This window comes from Planctomycetia bacterium (assembly GCA_016795155.1).
Taxonomy (GTDB): domain Bacteria; phylum Planctomycetota; class Planctomycetia; order Gemmatales; family HRBIN36; genus JAEUIE01.
In genome coordinates this window covers 107,854-124,270 of sequence record JAEUIE010000059.1, presented here as the reverse complement: position 1 = coordinate 124,270, position 16,417 = coordinate 107,854, and the positions used below count along the sequence as shown (strand labels likewise).

At 50.7% G+C, this 16,417-nt stretch carries 10 protein-coding genes; 1 reads left to right on the top strand and 9 read right to left on the bottom strand.

Going from position 1 to position 16,417, the window contains the following annotated elements; all coding sequences use genetic code 11:
- Positions 1–411: 411 nt before the first annotated feature.
- Positions 412–1,875: a lysine--tRNA ligase gene (gene lysS / locus JNJ77_21005; protein MBL8825081.1), complete on the bottom strand. Its 1,464-nt coding sequence runs from the start codon at positions 1,873–1,875 to the stop codon at positions 412–414.
- Between the two features lie 57 nt (positions 1,876–1,932).
- Positions 1,933–5,373: a hypothetical protein gene (locus JNJ77_21000; GenBank protein MBL8825080.1), complete on the bottom strand. Its 3,441-nt coding sequence runs from the start codon at positions 5,371–5,373 to the stop codon at positions 1,933–1,935.
- Between the two features lie 322 nt (positions 5,374–5,695).
- Here JNJ77_21000 and JNJ77_20995 point away from each other — a divergent pair, with 322 nt between their 5' ends.
- Positions 5,696–6,700: a hypothetical protein gene (locus tag JNJ77_20995; GenBank protein MBL8825079.1), complete on the top strand. Its 1,005-nt coding sequence runs from the start codon at positions 5,696–5,698 to the stop codon at positions 6,698–6,700.
- Positions 6,701–6,755: 55 nt separating this feature from the next.
- Here the strand turns inward: JNJ77_20995 and JNJ77_20990 are convergent, their stop codons facing one another.
- The 7 genes from JNJ77_20990 to JNJ77_20960 all read right to left on the bottom strand — a co-directional run bounded on the left by JNJ77_20990 (position 6,756) and on the right by JNJ77_20960 (position 16,413).
- Positions 6,756–8,123 carry a hypothetical protein gene (locus JNJ77_20990; protein MBL8825078.1) on the bottom strand — a complete coding sequence of 456 codons (1,368 nt, stop codon included), beginning with the start codon at positions 8,121–8,123 and terminating at the stop codon, positions 6,756–6,758.
- 124 nt (positions 8,124–8,247) lie between these two features.
- Complete coding sequence (locus JNJ77_20985; protein ID MBL8825077.1) at positions 8,248–8,859, bottom strand: flavin reductase family protein; 612 nt, start codon at positions 8,857–8,859, stop codon at positions 8,248–8,250.
- 3 nt (positions 8,860–8,862) lie between these two features.
- Positions 8,863–10,032 carry a homogentisate 1,2-dioxygenase gene (locus tag JNJ77_20980; protein ID MBL8825076.1) on the bottom strand — a complete coding sequence of 390 codons (1,170 nt, stop codon included), beginning with the start codon at positions 10,030–10,032 and terminating at the stop codon, positions 8,863–8,865.
- Positions 10,033–10,110: 78 nt separating this feature from the next.
- On the bottom strand, positions 10,111–10,896 hold the full coding sequence (locus JNJ77_20975) for a purine-nucleoside phosphorylase (GenBank protein ID MBL8825075.1): 786 nt from the start codon (positions 10,894–10,896) through the stop codon (positions 10,111–10,113).
- Positions 10,897–10,963: 67 nt separating this feature from the next.
- A complete protein-coding gene (infB, locus tag JNJ77_20970) occupies positions 10,964–13,864 on the bottom strand; it encodes a translation initiation factor IF-2 (protein MBL8825074.1) in 2,901 nt (966 codons plus the stop codon).
- Positions 13,865–14,266: 402 nt separating this feature from the next.
- Entirely contained in the window at positions 14,267–15,733 is a 1,467-nt protein-coding gene (gene nusA / locus JNJ77_20965) for a transcription termination factor NusA (protein MBL8825073.1), read from the bottom strand.
- Complete coding sequence (locus JNJ77_20960; protein ID MBL8825072.1) at positions 15,730–16,413, bottom strand: ATP-binding cassette domain-containing protein; 684 nt, start codon at positions 16,411–16,413, stop codon at positions 15,730–15,732. Before JNJ77_20960 ends, nusA begins: the two co-directional genes overlap by 4 nt.
- Positions 16,414–16,417: the final 4 nt, after the last annotated feature.

The following is a 16,417-nucleotide window of genomic DNA, read 5'->3' as shown; positions in this document are numbered from 1 at the left end:
CATGCCTCCCTGAAAGTCTGCCAACACCCGCTCACGTAAATCAACCGAGTACGCTTTCATCTGTGACTCCATGACATGGACACGTCACAGTATTTCATGTATTACCTGAATGCGCAAGATGGTTTTTGAAAATGCTCTAGTATGCTGGATTAGTGAAACAGATTTTCCAACTTTCAGCCTCCACTTACTCAAGTTAAATGATGATAAACGACACGCTCTTCGGTTGATTAAAACGACGCACCTGTATTGCCTTGTTTTTAATGGATTGAACAAGACGTGATCAATCGCGTGAACGAATCTGGCTCATGGTTTAAACTCATTAGTTGGAATACTATGAGTCCTTTGGTTACCGGGTGAGAAAGCTATGACATGTTGCTTGCAGCATGATATTCATCTGCAGTTTCTTAATGTTTACTTCCCGGGTCGCAAGAGTGGAAACAGTATCACATCTCGAATCGTTTGGCTGTTTGTCAGCAGCATGCACAGTCGGTCAATGCCAATTCCCAAACCGCCGGCTGGTGGCATACCGTAGCGTAAGGCTGTCACGAAATCCATGTCGAGCTTGGCCATCGAATCTTCTTCTTTCAGTCCGCTGAGTTGAGAGCGGAAAGTCGCTTCCTGCGTTTCCGGATCGTTCAATTCCGTGTAAGCATTGGCGATTTCCATACCCAGTACATAACACTCAAAACGCTCTGCGATGAACGGGTCGTGCCACTTACGCTTCGTAAGTGGACACAATGCCGCTGGATAGTCATAAACGAAAACAGGTTGATAAATCTGAGCCAGCGCTGGTTCTACTACAATCTCGAACAGCAGGTGAATCAGCACAGCATGATCTTTCCCTGTCGTATCGATTCCCCGTTTGCGGGCAGCGTCGTTCACAGCTGTTGCATCACGCATGTCTACGCCAACGTGAGTCAGGAACAAATCTCCGTACTTTTGTCGTTGGAATGGTGGTTTGAAATCGATGGCACGCTCTGCGTAAGGCAATACATACTCGCCTGGCGTGCTGGTGGTTGATTCCACCAGTTTCACCACGAGGCGTTCAGTAAGATCCATCATGGACTCATAGTTGCCGTACGCCTGATACAACTCCATCATGGTGAATTCTGGATTATGCTTGGGGCTGATGCCTTCATTACGAAAAACTCGACTCATTTCGTAAACTTTGTCAAACCCGGCTACCAGGAGTTTCTTCAAAGGCAATTCCAACGCGATACGAAGAAACAGGGGAATATCCAGCGCGTTATGATGTGTTTCAAACGGCTTGGCGGCGGCGCCACCTGCAATATTGTGGAGAACTGGGGTTTCCACTTCAAAGTAGCCTTCAGCTTCAAGAAACTGTCGTATGCCATTCATGATTTTCAGGCGTTTTTCCGCCTTGGATCGCAACTCCGGCGTGTAGATGTAATCCAGATAGCGATGCCGTAACGCAAACTCCTGATCTTCAATGCCTGACCATTTATCAGGATGAGGCAACAGTGATTTGCCTTGATAATGCAGTTGCTCAACAAACAAGGTGAGCTCGCCTACCTTGGTTTTTCCGAGGCGACCAGTGACTCCAATCAGATCACCCAGATCGATGAGATCAACCAGCTTCCAACTGGTTTCATCAACCTGTTTCTGTCCGATCATCAACTGAATTCGGCCGGTGCGATCTGCAAGGTCGATAAAGCGGAGTTTGCCCATCTTGCGATAGGTCATTACGCGGCCTGCCGCTTTCAATGGTGGTCCGGCCATGGGGTCTTCCGGGACTTGCATATGGCGAATATCGCCAATCATGGTTCGGCCATCAAAACGGCTTCCCCACGGGTCAATTCCCAGAGCAGTAATTTGTTCAAGCTTGGTGCGACGTGCTACTTCGAGTGATTCCATTGGCCCGATTCAGTGCAGAAAAAGTGTTTTAGGAATCACTATTCTACAGAGAATGGGCTAAACGGTGATAGTATCTAATGAGTCAGTGGAGGAAGCGTAAATCGTGGTAACTGAATCTGGCGGTGTTCCCAGCGAATGCCAATAACTGATGTCAAATCGGCTGTGTTGCGAGGTTTCGAGGTTTGCCTGCAGTTGTTCATAGGCTTTACTGCCTTCGGGATAAATTTCATGGGGAAGCAAGCTGCCAGTTTCCCGATAAAACAATATTTCTCCCTGCAACCCTTCCGGTGCAGCTACAATTTGCGGTAATGTTGCCTGAGCCATCTGGAGAAGTTCCTGTCCTGCATCGGAACCTGGAGTCAGCATGAGGCAAAATGCCCCTTGTCTGGTTCTCTTGTTCTCCATCAAATCCGGGCGAGCATCACGATAACACTGCCTTAACTGTTCAACCACCGTTTGCGAGGTAAGAGTCAGTAATTGTTCTGCAGCATCCTCACTGGGCAGCATACCTTCTAGATTTTCCTCGAGAGAATTGTCGAGCAGTTCAAGCACATCGGTGAAGTTGGGGCCTTTTCCCAGGCATACTTTTGAAAAATCGGATTGAAACCGACTAAGTGCAACGGTCATATCGGAATCAAGTCGCAGGTAGAGGTCTTCAGGCAATTGCGACTGCAGTGCCTGGACTCGATCTTCCAGCGTTTCTTCGCCATCCAGAAGCAGATGTGTATTGCTGACTGCAGATATCTGGTAATACGACTGTAATTCCTTCAGATTGAGTTCTGCAGTCTGTAACTGCGCGAGACATTCTTCTACAGTCTTTTTCATATGCTGGAAAACATGCAATGCCCGGGCGAACATATCTTCTGCCAGGACCCGGCTTGGGTAATCGGATAAATCCTGCACAATCTGAGAGACAAGCCGCTGTCGACCCATGATAGCGAACGAACGCTCTTCCTGACTCATCATCTGGGTAATTGTACGTTCGGCGCGCAACATATCCTGGTGAATTTCGAGATGGTTAGCCTGTAACTGGTTCAGATGATGATTGATCCAGTTCAGGAGTAAATTTCCCAGGTAGAGCGAGCCGCCCAACCGCATACCCGGTTGATCGAGATATTGCAGAATAAAAGGCTTTATCTTTGAACTGATATCCAGTGCAACACTTTCTGCTTCGTGCTGAATCGCAACGAGGGCCGGGGAATGCTGATAACTGCTGCTCGTTCCAAAATTAGTCTCTACCTGGTGCATGATCTCTCGTGCCAGAGTTTCCAGTGGCGGCCTGGCTGCTGCACCTTTGCGAAGAGGGGCGATCCATTCTTCGATTAATTGGGATGGTTCGCAGCCCAAGACCACTGCTGCCATGTGCTGGAAGCGTTCCAGTAACGCAGACGCCGAGTGAATGTATTGCTCCAGAAACTGTTCGAAATCTTTTTGAATATGCTCCGAAACTTCTGGAGATGGTGTAAGCCAGGTTTGGATAAGTCCACCGAGCATCCGGTTTTTAACAAGCACCTTCAGATCGTCGTGCGACGACTTCAGTGCTGTCATGCCGTGGCTGAACCAGGTTGATGTCTGAGGGGCAAACGTATCGGTAGTCCGTCGGCTGGCCAGGCGCAGACTACTGAGTTCCGAAGTAACCTCCCGCAACAGCCAGTGGGCTGCTTCCAGTTGAGCTTCCTCGATCGTGTGCGGGCCGGTCTGCAGCGGATACTTGCGGAAAAAGACCTGATCGCATGGCAGAAAAGGATAAGTCAACTCGTCTTCCTGGTTATAGCGTGCCGCAAAGAACTGTTCCTGAGTGTAATGATTCAATTCTACTAATGCTGCATAGGTTCTTGCCTTGATCTCTGCCGATTGAGTATCACCAGGCAGCAGGAATAACCCGGTAAGTTGGCCATGTCCCCAGCCTGATTCTGCAATAACACTGCGAATCAGGTAGATGAGATCAGCAAGTGTACCTGTGGCAAGCGATTCACTGAGATCAGCGATCACATAGCATGTCGGCGTCAAATCCTGACGAATGGAAAGGCCGGTGTGCTGTCTGGCCTTGATCAGCGAATCAGACTGCATCATGATCTTGCATTCTTCGGCCAGCTTGAGTCTCAGCCGCGAATATTGATGGACCAGCGATAGACGGTTCACATAGGGGCACTCTGGGGCAGCTTCACTGACGGATATTAATCCGCCAGAATCAGGGAGCCATTGTTGAATAATAGGATTCTTGCATGATGCGTGGAGCAGTTCATCTGTCAGTGATGGAAGAGAGAAGTACTGCGAGGAATTCAGCGATCCAGGTTTGGAATGGATAGAATCTGCTATGGTCTCATTGCCTATGCCCAGCAGGCGGATGTTGGGTAATTGACTGATGCCTTCAAATCTCTGCTGAAACAAATTCGATAGTTTTTGCAGAATATTCTTCCCATACTCACCCAATCCGATCAGCAGAGTGGGAGTTAGAACTCCACTGCTCTGTACTTTGGAATGATACGCCAGATTATTCAGGTTCAGGAACGCACTATCGGGATGTTTGTGACTGCTGCCTCCTTTGTCGCTTTCCACCTCCATGAGAGATTGGATCATCACCGTAGGCGTTGATTTGCTGGGTGCAACAGGCGTCTCTTCGTCATTCCAGATTGGCTCTTCAATCACTGGTTCTGGTGTGGTTACTCTGGATTGCGTTGATGGAGAAGACTGCGTACCTCCATTTTCAGATGCTTGCAAAGCTGTGCTGAGAGCCTGCACCATTTCCATGCATGTCGAGTATCGCGATGCAGGATCACGGTGCAACGCCCGTTCCAGAACTGCTTGAACTCCGGAGGATAACTGCTCTGATGAAAACATCGTGTGTTGCTGAATACTCAACAATTCCGGCAACGAACGAGCCGATGTGATACGGTTGCCCTGGCTGGCAATCAGAAACAGTGCAGCCAGTGAAAATTGATCGCTGGCAGGGATGCACTGGCCAGTCAGAACTTCGGGTGCAGTGCTCTGGATTTCAGTTGGTGACCAGGGCTGAACTGTCAATTGTTCTGGTACGCACAGACCCCAGTCCAGCAGTTTGATGTGTCGATGGAGGATACCGACGTTGGAAAGTTTGAGTCGTCCATGCACCAATTTCTGTTTTTGATGCAGAAAATCCAGAACTTCGGCCAGCTCTTCCAGATACCGCAGCAATGGAAGATCACCTGAACCTGTATTGCCTTGATGCCTGCGTTCCGAGATGACTATATCAAGCGATTCTTCTGCCCATTCTGATAGCAGAAGTACATCGCTCCCAATCGTTTCAGTTTTTTCCCAGTGAATGAGAAAGGGATGACGGATGGATGTCAACCTCTTCAAATGGCTGTACCGACTGGAATCATAGAGCCACTTCAAGGCACGGTACGATTCATCCTCGGCCTGTACCAGCCAGGTTTCGCTGGCATGCGATCGAGATAATCGCCGAATACAACGATAACCACTTACAGGTTCAGTACCAGCAGCCAAGGCAAAGGTCATAACTCAAGCCAAGAACAGTGTTTCTGTCTAACCAGCAAGATTAGCATATCTTAATGGAACAGTCGAATATTCCATGAAAATCACATTGTCCAGGATAATCTGATAAAAATAGTTTACTGCATTACCTTATTTTTTGAAACTCATCAGACAGTATCTGGGTAATACATTTTCAGGAACGCATCGCAGAACAAGTCCCTGGATGAAATCAAAGGACAAGCAGGTCTGGTATACGAAATTCGGCTAGGTCTCCCTTTGCATATCCAGTACACTGACCAGTGCGTATGGTGGATTGGTTTGATATTTACCCTCGTGGAGATGAATTGTGAAACGATCTGTTTTCAGCTATCTGGCATGTGCAACGATCATGCTGGCTGGTTTGACAAGTCTGCAGGCTCAGCAGTCTGGCGATATCGCCAAATTGTTTCCTGATAACACAGAGATGGCATTTTCCTTCAATGTCAAAAGTCTGTTGAGTTCTTCGCTGTTCCAGAAGCACTTCAAGGAAGACCTGGAAAAACGCATCAAGGAAAACAGCCAGCTTCAGGGTGTCATGCAGTCGCTGGGTTTTGATCCCATGAGAGACATCACCTCGGTGACTTTTACTGTCAGTAAATTCAATGCGAAAATCGGCGGACCACCCGAAGCGGATGGCTTTATGGTCGCCAAAGGTGCATTCAATGTTGAAAAAATGAATGGTGCCCTGGGCGCTCTGATTGCTGCAGCCAATCAAAGCGATCGCGTCACCACCACCAAGTATGGTGATTTCCTGATGTATGAAGTCAAGGATAAAGACAGTGGCAAGAACTTCTACGCAACCATCTACGACAAGGAAACCATCATCGGCGGTACTGTCAAGGAAGATGTGACTAATGCCATTGAACGTCTGATCGGTCGCAAGTCGAGTTCGCTCAACTCCAAGTTTTCGGAACTGCTCGCCAAGGCACGCAATGACAATACCGTTTGGGGTGCCATCATGATTCCTGCTTCAGTCCGTGAAATGTCCAAGATGGCGCCAAATCCTGAACTGGGTGATGCGATCAGCAAGCTTGAAACCCAGACGATGAATCTGAATATCAAAGACAATGTCAAGTTTGATGTCAGCATGCATTTGTCGGAAGAAGGTGCTGCCAGCCAGATGAAAACTCTCATGGATCAGGCCAAGGATATGGCTGGTGCTTTAGCACTTTCCAATGAACAGTTTGGCTCGGAACTGGCTGATCTGGTCAGCAGCCTGCAGATTGGTTCCAACGGCAAGAAGGTATCGCTGGCCGGCGATATCAAGGCTGATCTGGCAGATAAGCTGATCAAGGCCATCAAGAGTCGATAAGCAGATAGGAATATTCATGTAACAGGCGGGAAATGCGTTTCCCGCCTGTTTGCGTTTAATGATCAATATCCAGAATCCTGACTTTAGGCTGGGCAACATCTACGATCACTTCCTGCGAAATTGCTTCGCCCCAGTTGCGTGCTTTATCGATGGCTGAAACACGTATCTGATACCGAAAACCACGCGAAGGAGTATTCCACACAAAAGATCCGGTATTTTCCAGGTTGTCTGCAATAGGTTGCCAGTTTTTGTCGCTGTCTTCCAGGTCTCGATATTCCAATCGTATAGGCTGAGAAGCGAGGTGTGTGTCGCTGGCTCGCCAGAGGATTTTTACTTTGCCCATATTGCTGCCACGACCAGGAAGCACCTGGAGATCAGTCACTTTAGGCAGTGTCTTATCCAGGCACACCCATACTTCAGGGCTGGCGGAAGGCCGAGGCTTGGAGGCAGTATTATCAAAGCCGCTTCGTACCTGCATGATGATGCCGAAGGTGCCCTCGCGGGGCAGTTTGACTTCAAGTTTGCCAGGGCCCTCGTGCGTTACTTTCGTGCTGCCGCAAGGGGTCCACTGATTATCATTCAGATAAAATGCTTCAACATGAGCGCCGGAAGGCCCGACTTGTTCCAGGTTGAAATTGACACTGAATGTGTCTTTGTTGATGTAGCGTGATTCGCGCGAAGATGTTCCTGTATCATCCATGGAGGATGATCGTCGCGTGGCTCCGGCCCCTCCTGGGCTATCCCATCCATCATTATCACGATTGTTTTCTCGTTCAGCGGTACTGGCTGTAGATCCGCCACCCAGGCTAATGGTCTTGGCTTCCTGGTTTTTGGCCATATCCATCGCGGATAGTCGTAATTCAACCCTGCCACGGCCAGGCACTGTCAGTGATGCTTCGCCTCGTGCTTCCTGGCGGATATTGATGGGAACCCACTGGTTGTTGGCATTCAGGTAATCAAGACGGATGCTGCTGATATCCAGCGTCTCATCGGTGATGTTCCAGTTCACCTGAGCCTGTTCGCCACGGCCTGGCAGTTCACGAAAGTCGATGCGGGGCGGTGTATTATCCACTACGATGCGTGTGAGCGGATGGTTGGCTGGTAAGCGATCCAGTTGGGCTGGATTCGCCATGCCGTTTGTCTCAATCACTCGAAGCAGATACCAGTATTCACCTTCGCGCGGAACCTGAACAGGAAACTGATTGTCCTGCGGCCCTATGCGCGCAACCAGCCTCCAGTTGCTTCGCCCATCCATCGATTCATAGAGTTGTGCTTCACGCAGCCGATACACTTCCTGTGGATCAATTTGAAATGGGAGGGAAAACCGCAGCTTGTTGCAATACGTTGGAGTGTTCTGAGCCTGGAGCGCAAGCTGGAACAGCACGCAGCAAAGTACGGCAGCCAGCCCACGGAACCCCATCATGAATAGACACTCCCCGCCCGGACGTAATACACCGTCTCTGCATTCATCGACATGCTGATAATGGTGGCTTGAGGGAATCTGGGGAAACTTTGCGGGCTGCTGAGGCAGTTTAGCCTGGATACGATCAGGTTGGTCGCTTCAGTTCAAACAAGTCAGTAGATTTGCAAAACCAGTCGCCTCCCAGCCGTCCAATGGTCTGCAGTAGTCGAGGGTCTACTTTCCCCTGAGAATTGAGAATGGACTCATCAAGATGAATCCCAACAATTTCACCAATTACCAGGTTGCCACTCATAGCCTGCTGACCAATGGGAATGATCTGCAGTACTTTTCCTTCCATGGCAACTACGGCATCTTTCAGGCGTGGTGGCTTGACTTTGCTGGACGGAATCAGTCCCATTCCCAGCATGTCAGCTTCACTTTCATGTCGGGGTAATTCTCTGGAGGAGTCATTCACAGCGTGAGCTTGGGGCCAGGTTGCAGCATGAATCACAAACTCGGGCACTTCTTCGAGATTCAGAAGAGTGTCCTTCTTCGTTCCATCTCGCCTGAGCGTGGGTGAGAACACGACGACCGGCGGGTTAGAGCCAAAGGTATTGAAAAAGCTGAACGGTGCGAGATTCGGTCTGCCAGACCGGTCAACCGTGCTTACCCATGCAATAGGGCGAGGTGAAACGATCCCCACCATGGCTTGATAAATGTCCATGGCGGGGGTTGATGCCACATCCAGAAAGACCATGCACTAATCCAGCCAACTGTAGGGATACGATGGGTCGTCGAGTTCCAGTGCCTGACGGGTGAGGTGCAAAGGCAAATGTGTATCTACCATGACCGCCAGCTCATCCGTGCGGATGACCTCACGGCTGGCAACAATGGTGCCTGGATGAGGGCCATGCGGAATGCCACGTGGATGCAGTGTGAAGGATGAAGTTTCCACGCCGCGTCGGCTGCCGAAGTTGCCTCTCACATAGTAGAGCACTTCATCTGCACCAACGTTGGAATGAACGTAGGGCACCTTTACCGCATCGGGATGATGATCCAGAAATCGCGGAGCAAACGTGCAAAGCACAAAGCCCTTGGTTTCAAAGGTCTGATGAATAGGTGGAGGCTGATGAATCGTGCCCGTGATGGGTTCAAAATCATCAGCATTGAAAGTAAAGGGATAAAGCATGCCATCCCAGCCGACCACATCAAATGGATGGCTGGCCAGGATGTAGCGAGTGTATCGATCACCATCTTTTACCAGCACGGGAATGTCTTTTTCCTGATCAATGACGTGGATATCCGTGGGCCCATGAAAGTCTCGTTCCGAATAGGGCGCACCGAGCCGTAATTGACCGTCTGGATTCAAGTAGCGTTCCGGGATACGCAAATCGCCTGTTGATTCCACGATGAGCAGGTCAGGCGAGATGCCTTCATCAAATTCGATGCGATAAGTAGTGCATCGGGGAACGACAATGTAATCGAATGGTTTGAAAGGCAGGATGCCGAGCGGAGAATGCAGTTTGCCTCGCCCGTGATGCACAAAAATGACTTCGTCGCACGATGCGTTGCGGAATAGTTCTGACTGTGATTCGGAAGGCCGACAACGGCTGATGGTGACATCGGCATTGGTCATCAGTGGCAATCTGCCCGAAACAATATCTCCACGTGCCGGGATGTTCTTGCTTTTCAGGTGGTGATGGCGGAGCATTTCGCCTTCGACAATTTCCAGAGGCATGATGCCAGCTGGTTCCACCTTGCGAACCCGAGTAGGCGGCCTGAGATGATAACAGATCGAATAGGCACGCTCAAAACCAACCGTGGTGACGACTTCTTCGTAATAGATGCCTTCGTTCTTGTAGCCCGGCTTGACGCGATGTTCAATATGCCGCTTGGGAGGAATGGAACCACGTTTGACATAGGCTGGCATGGCATCACCTATCGGTTGATCAAAGATGTTGCTATTCTACAAACCAGAACATGCGTTGGTGTAGAGTATCAAGTCGAATCAGAGTATGGTCAGTATGCCTTCGAGCAGATTACCCAGTTGATGTGCCGCCCGTTGCGATTCCAGCATCACCTCTTCATGATGCGGAGGTGTTGCAGAAAGCCCTGCGCCAACATTGGTGATGCAGGAAATCGCAATGGTCTGAATCTTACGTTGATACGCCTCTTCCGCTTCGAGTGCCGTAGACATTCCTACTGCAGAGATTCCCAGTGTTTGAAGCATCCTGATCTCTGCTGGTGTTTCATAGCTGGGACCGGTGAGGCAGGCATAAAAGCCGTATTCCAGCGGAATGGAAAATGATCCTGCAAGTTGCAGCACTTTGTCGTTGAGTTGGTAATCGTACCAGATAGGGTCGCTCTTCTGGACACCCTTCGCCCACCAGCGTGGCTGCGTACATTTCAAGTGATGCTGAATCAGCATGAGAGTACCAGGTTTGAATCCTTCGCGAATGCCGCCTGCGGCATTGGTCAGAATCAAACGCTCAATGCCCAGATCAGCCGCCAACCTGATGGGAGCCAGTGTTGCATCCCAGCCGTGCCCTTCGTAATAGTGGATACGGCCAGCGAACATTAACACAGGAATGGAATTCCAGGTTCCATACAGCAACTGCCCGCGATGGCCCTGGATACTGGAAGCCACCATGCCCGGAAGTTCTACGAAACTCCACTGACTGATGAGTTGCAGGCATTCTGCTAGAACGCTTAATCCTGAACCTAAGACCACAGCAATGCGGGGCGGGGCCTGTTGCAGTGTCTGCTGAACAGCTGAAAGTGGTAGCTTGTTCATGATTTGACTTGAAAAACATGGAGGTGGAGACATGCTCCACCTCGCAAAAGATTAGCACTTGTTCAGGCTACAGCGTCCGCTGTACCTGTTCCACGCGGAATGCTTCGATCACATCGCCCACTTTCACATCGTCAAAGCCGGCGATCTTGATGCCGCACTCGTAGCCTTCGCGTACTTCGCGGACATCATCCTTATGACGCTTGAGTGAATCGAGTGCTGCGGTGCGTTCTGATGGCGGGTAGATCACCACGCCATCGCGAATCAGGCGAACCTTGGCGGAGCGTTCGATGGTGCCGCTGGTGACATGGCAGCCAGCCACCGTGCCAACACGGCTGATCTTGAATGTATCGCGGACGACCGCACGGCCCAGGTGGATGACTTCTTCTTTCGGCTTGAGCTTGCCTTCTAGAGCCAGCTTCAAATCGTCGGAGAGTTTGTAAATGATGTCGTACAGCTTGAGCTGAATATTATTGACATCTGCCAGCTTGCGTGCATCATCATCAGGCACCACATTGAAGCCGATGATCAGGCTGTCTTCCGGAGATGCCAACGCCAACTGGACATCACTTTCGGTAATGCCACCGACCGCGGTATGCAGAAGTTTGATCTTCACTTCATCGTGGGTAAGCTTTTCCAGATCTTTCTTGATCGCTTCGATAGAGCCTTTGACATCCGCTTTCAGGATGATCTTCAGCTCAGTTGCCTTGGCTTTGCCCAGGTCTTCGAGTCGGAAGGTACTGCGTTTAATGTTAATTGCATCACGTTGTTTTTGGATACGCGATTCAGCGATTTCGCGAGCCTGGGCGATATCATCCACGACATAGAATTTGTCGCTGGCTTCGGGAGCCTCATCGAGGCCGATGATGCGGACAGGAGTTGAGGGGCCAGCTTCGTCCAGCGTTTTGCCCAGGTCGCTGTACATCTGACGAACGCGTCCTACCGTGGTACCGCACAATATCGTGTCGCCCCGGCGGAGTGTGCCATCCTGTACCAGGAAGTTGGCCACTACACCTTCATCACCATTGACTCTGGCTTCCAGGCAAGTGCCTGTCGCAGCACGTTCGGGGTCAGCTTTGAGGTCTTTCAGTTCTGCAACCAGCAGGATCATGTCGAGTAATTCGTTGATACCGCGAGGCCGATCCTTGTTGGCAATCGTTTCAATAAATGGTGTATCGCCACCCATATCATCGGGAATCAGCTCCTTGGAATACAACTGTTGACGGGTGCGATTCAGGTTGGCATTGGGCAGGTCAACTTTGTTGATCGCCACGATGATGGGCACACCAGCAGCCTTGGCGTGACTGATGGCTTCATCCGTTTGAGGCATGATGCCGTCATCAGCTGCCACTACCAGCACCACGATATCAGTGACATTGGCACCACGGGCGCGCATCTGCGTGAAGGCAGCATGGCCGGGTGTATCGAGGAAAGTAATGTCTTTCCCGCCATGGTTTACCTTCCAGGCGCGGATATGTTGCGTAATGCCACCCGCTTCGCTGGCTACCACGTTGCTTTCACGGATACGGTCGAGCAGACTTGTTTTGCCGTGATCGACATGGCCCATGACTGTGACAATAGGTGGCCGGTGTATCAGTGCATGTTCTTCGGTCTTCTTGCTGAATTCAGCCAGCACCAGCTCTTCGGCTTCCTGCTCTTTGATGATCTTGATCTCAATGCCCAGTTCAATGGCCAGTTCTTCTGCAGCCAGTTCATCCAGGCCGGTATTGATGGTGACCATCTGTCCCTTGGCCATCAGTTTCTTGATGAGATCGGTCGCTTTGACGCCAAGGTTTTCAGAAAGCGAACGCACCGTGATGGGGGTATGGACATCAACAATAGTACCTTTGCGGGGCAGGGTGCCTTGCCGCGGTGCGCGATGAACGCGATGCAGCCGCTGTGGCGAGGGGGTATCATCATCATCGTCTAGCAACTGTGTGAGTTTGCGGATATCGTCCTCGCGAGCCTTTGCCCGCATGGATCGCTTTTTGTGCCTCTCTTCACGGCCTTTCACCTGTCCGGGACGTAATTTGTCATCATCTTCATCGACCAGATCGTCGCCATGATCCTTTTTGGATTTGGCTTTATCTTCGAAATGCTTTTCTTCGATTTTGCGAATAATATCCTTCGCAGTTACTGGCCCCTTGGTCGTATTGATGCCAGCCAGCATGTCAGGCGTGAACTTGACAGAAGGCTTGAGTACTCCCGGTTGAGCAGAGGGGGCACTAGGCACTGCGCCTGGCATGACAATCTTGCGGCGCGCCTGGGATGCCGGCGGAGTGTACGAGGTAGTCGGTCTGGCGCGATCCAGTGCGGAACGGCGTTCACCGGCAGCAGCAGCTCCGCCTGGTTGGTTCAATACAGGTGGCTTGGTTGGATTCTGCGTAGCCATCGGTCTGATGGGTGCTGCTGGCTTGGGTAGCGGGGTAACGGTTGCTGCTTTAGCTGGTCCAGGAGCCGGGGTAACCGTTGGTGCTGGCTTTTCGGTAGCTGGTTCACGAGCCGCTGGCGCTACCGGTGCCGGTTGTTGCGGAGCAGCAGGGGGTGGTGCATGACGTGAGCGAACTGGCCGAGCAGTGTTCAGGTTACGAATTGAACTTTTCAGGTCGGCAGTCAATAACGTTTTCGGTGGTGGAGGTGCAACCGGTTCAGGTTGAGCAGCAGGTTCTTCTACTATTTCCGCAACAACTTCCGGAGTTTCTTCTTCAGGGATCACCTTGGCCTGTGATACGACAGGCGTTTTGGGGGCCAGGGTGGGAGGCTTGGCCGCAATAGGCTGCTTTAATACTGGAGGTGGAGGAACTGCTGGAGCTGGCGGGGTTGCCTTTTGCTTGAGTACCTTTTTGATGAGATCAATCTGATCGTGATCAACGCTGCTAAGTTGGCTGCGAACTTTATCAAAGCCAGCATCATTGCAGATGTCAAGTAAGATGCTGGTTTCCACATCCAGATCTTTTGCCAATTGATATATGCGTACCTTGGCTTCCTTCGTCGTCGACAAGCATCACCCCTGTAGTCAATCTGCTCACATAGGCCGCTCCCGGCGGTCTTGGCCTGCTTCGGAAGAGTTAAAACAGCTTCGACCACTCATGGGCATGAGTGTTCAAATCGAAGACATTTCTTCTCATTTGAGCATAGATTAGTGTAAGAGACGAATTCCTTGATGGAAAGCCCTATTTCATAATAGTTTCTGAACACTCTAGATGAATCAATGCGTTATTGAATTGGATCCATCTGTCGAAAATGGTAATAACAGAGCATGTCTGATGATGAAAATGGGGTTTTTTGTTTGATGATGACACCGCGGTTTACAACATTAATTAAAGCAGGCGGTACCGTTGATGGTCCCGCATTTATGAATTCAATTCTACCTTTACACTGTTTCTGGTTTAGCTTCGGAAACGGCTTCGGTGGAAGAAGTTGCTTCGACTGATGATTCGGTAACAACTTCAGGAACATCGGAAGCTAATGTTTCATCAACGGTTGGTGTACTCGGTTCGGCCGCTTCATCACCTGATTCTGTACTCGGTGCTTCAGATTCAGAAACGGTTACTTCTACATTTTCAGCTGACGTTTCCGCCGGAATTTCTGATACAGCAGTCTCTGTAGTTGTCTCAGCGGCTGTTTCTTCAACTGCAGTCGACCCACTTTGTCCGCCAGACCTCTGTTCTTCGCTGATCTTTTCCAGTTCTGCAGAAGCTTCTTCAGCGAAGTTGATAATGTTGATCGCTTCTTCTTCCGTTACCCCCAGCATTTCAGCCAGGTCGGCTGTCTCCTGGAATGTCAGATCGTCATAAGAGAGGAAGCCTTCGGAAATCAGCACTTCCACCATGTCATCAGTCATGCCCGGGATCAGTCGGAAGTAACCTTCGGCTTTCTCAATGCTTTCCGAAAGCTCATCCTCAGTCATGATTTCCATGTCCCAGCCCACCAGCTTGGATGCCAGCCGGACGTTTTGCCCACGTCGGCCAATCGCCAGGCTCAGTTGGTCTTCAGGCACCATGACAATGGCGCGACCCAGCTTGGTGTAAAGGAACACTTCTGTGATGTTGGCTGGCTGCAAAGCATTGGGAATCATTACCTGAAGCGATTCATTCCAGCGAACGATGTCAATACGCTCGCCACCCAGTTCGTCAACGATGTTCTTGATGCGGCTGCCTCGCACACCCACGCAGGCACCGACTGCATCAACCTTGCTATCGATCGAACTGGCAGAAATCTTCGTGCGATAACCCGCTTCGCGGGCTATCGAACGAATCTGGATCGTGCGATCTGCGATTTCGGGTATTTCCTGTTCAAACAATCTGCGGACAAAATCAGGATGGGTTCTGGAAAGGACAATACGAACACGGTTGCCCATTTTGCGTACTTCGAGAATGATTGCCTTGATACGCTGACCGACATGCGGAGTTTCGCCGGGAATCATTTCGGAACGAGGCAGAAATGCTTCGCTTTTTCCCAAGCTTAGAATTGCAGAACCACCTTCGATACGCTGCACCGTGCCGATGACCAGTTCGCCCTTGCGTTCGCCATAATCGCGGAAGACGACATTCGATTCAGCTTCGCGTATTTTCTGGATGAATACCTGCTTGGCTACCTGGGCAGCAATGCGGCCTAGAATCTGTGGGTCAAGTTCAATGCCGGCCTTGCTGGCTGTCATGACGCCCGTTTGGCGATCAATTTTGACTTCAATGTCATCGGTTTCCTGATCGATGACGCCAAAGTGTTTGCGAGCAGCCAGGTGCATGCCCTGTTCAATGCCTTCAAAGATCATGTCTTTGGGAATGCCCTTGTCGCGGTGCATGGCATCAACAATGCGAAGTATTTCTGGGCCGTTCATGTGTCACTCGTGGTAGTCACCGTAATAGAAGGCTCATCCAGGGATATGACACGGTCTGCTACAGCCTTTGCTTCAGCGGGATCGTGAGTCACCCAGACAACCGTGGACTGCCATCGCTGGAAGCATGTAACCAATCGGTCACGTATTCGCAGGGCAATCGCCAGGTCGAGGTGGGAGAGAGGTTCATCCAACAAAAAAACCGCCGGGCGGCGGATCAAGCACCGACCGAGGGCGACTCGTTGCCTTTGACCTCCGGAGAGTTCCGAAGGGAGTCGCGACAGGTACGGTTCCAACTCCAGGAGAGGAATCGCTTCGTCCAGCCGCTGGCGGAGTTCGGAAGGTTCCGTTCTCGCCCACCAGAGCTTACGGAACTCATTATAGTGTAATCGCCAGCCAATCGCCAAGTTCTCCCTGACGTTTAAGTGCGGAATCAGCACGGTCTGCTGGAAAACCATGCCGAATGGATGACTCAAGCGGGTAATGACATCCGGCCAGACTATTGCCCCCTTGCTAGGCTGTTCCAACCCGGCCAGCAACCGTAGCAGGGTGGTTTTGCCGGAGCCAGAACGACCCAGAAGAGCCAGAGTCTTGCCCAGTTCTATGGTAAAGCAATACCGTAATGGCTCTGCTTCATGAAGATAGTGCTTGCTGGCATCAATCTGGATGGCTGACGTACCCATGCTC

What these genes read in the sequence shown, in the direction of transcription:
- lysS (MBL8825081.1), bottom strand. Translation starts at nt 1,875, where the DNA reads ATGGAATCACTCGAAGTAGCACGTCGCACCAAGCTTGAACAAATTACT.
- JNJ77_21000 (MBL8825080.1), bottom strand. Translation starts at nt 5,373, where the DNA reads ATGACCTTTGCCTTGGCTGCTGGTACTGAACCTGTAAGTGGTTATCGT.
- JNJ77_20990 (MBL8825078.1), bottom strand. Translation starts at nt 8,123, where the DNA reads ATGATGGGGTTCCGTGGGCTGGCTGCCGTACTTTGCTGCGTGCTGTTC.
- JNJ77_20985 (MBL8825077.1), bottom strand. Translation starts at nt 8,859, where the DNA reads ATGGTCTTTCTGGATGTGGCATCAACCCCCGCCATGGACATTTATCAA.
- JNJ77_20980 (MBL8825076.1), bottom strand. Translation starts at nt 10,032, where the DNA reads ATGCCAGCCTATGTCAAACGTGGTTCCATTCCTCCCAAGCGGCATATT.
- JNJ77_20975 (MBL8825075.1), bottom strand. Translation starts at nt 10,896, where the DNA reads ATGAACAAGCTACCACTTTCAGCTGTTCAGCAGACACTGCAACAGGCC.
- nusA (MBL8825073.1), bottom strand. Translation starts at nt 15,733, where the DNA reads ATGAACGGCCCAGAAATACTTCGCATTGTTGATGCCATGCACCGCGAC.
- JNJ77_20960 (MBL8825072.1), bottom strand. Translation starts at nt 16,413, where the DNA reads ATGGGTACGTCAGCCATCCAGATTGATGCCAGCAAGCACTATCTTCAT.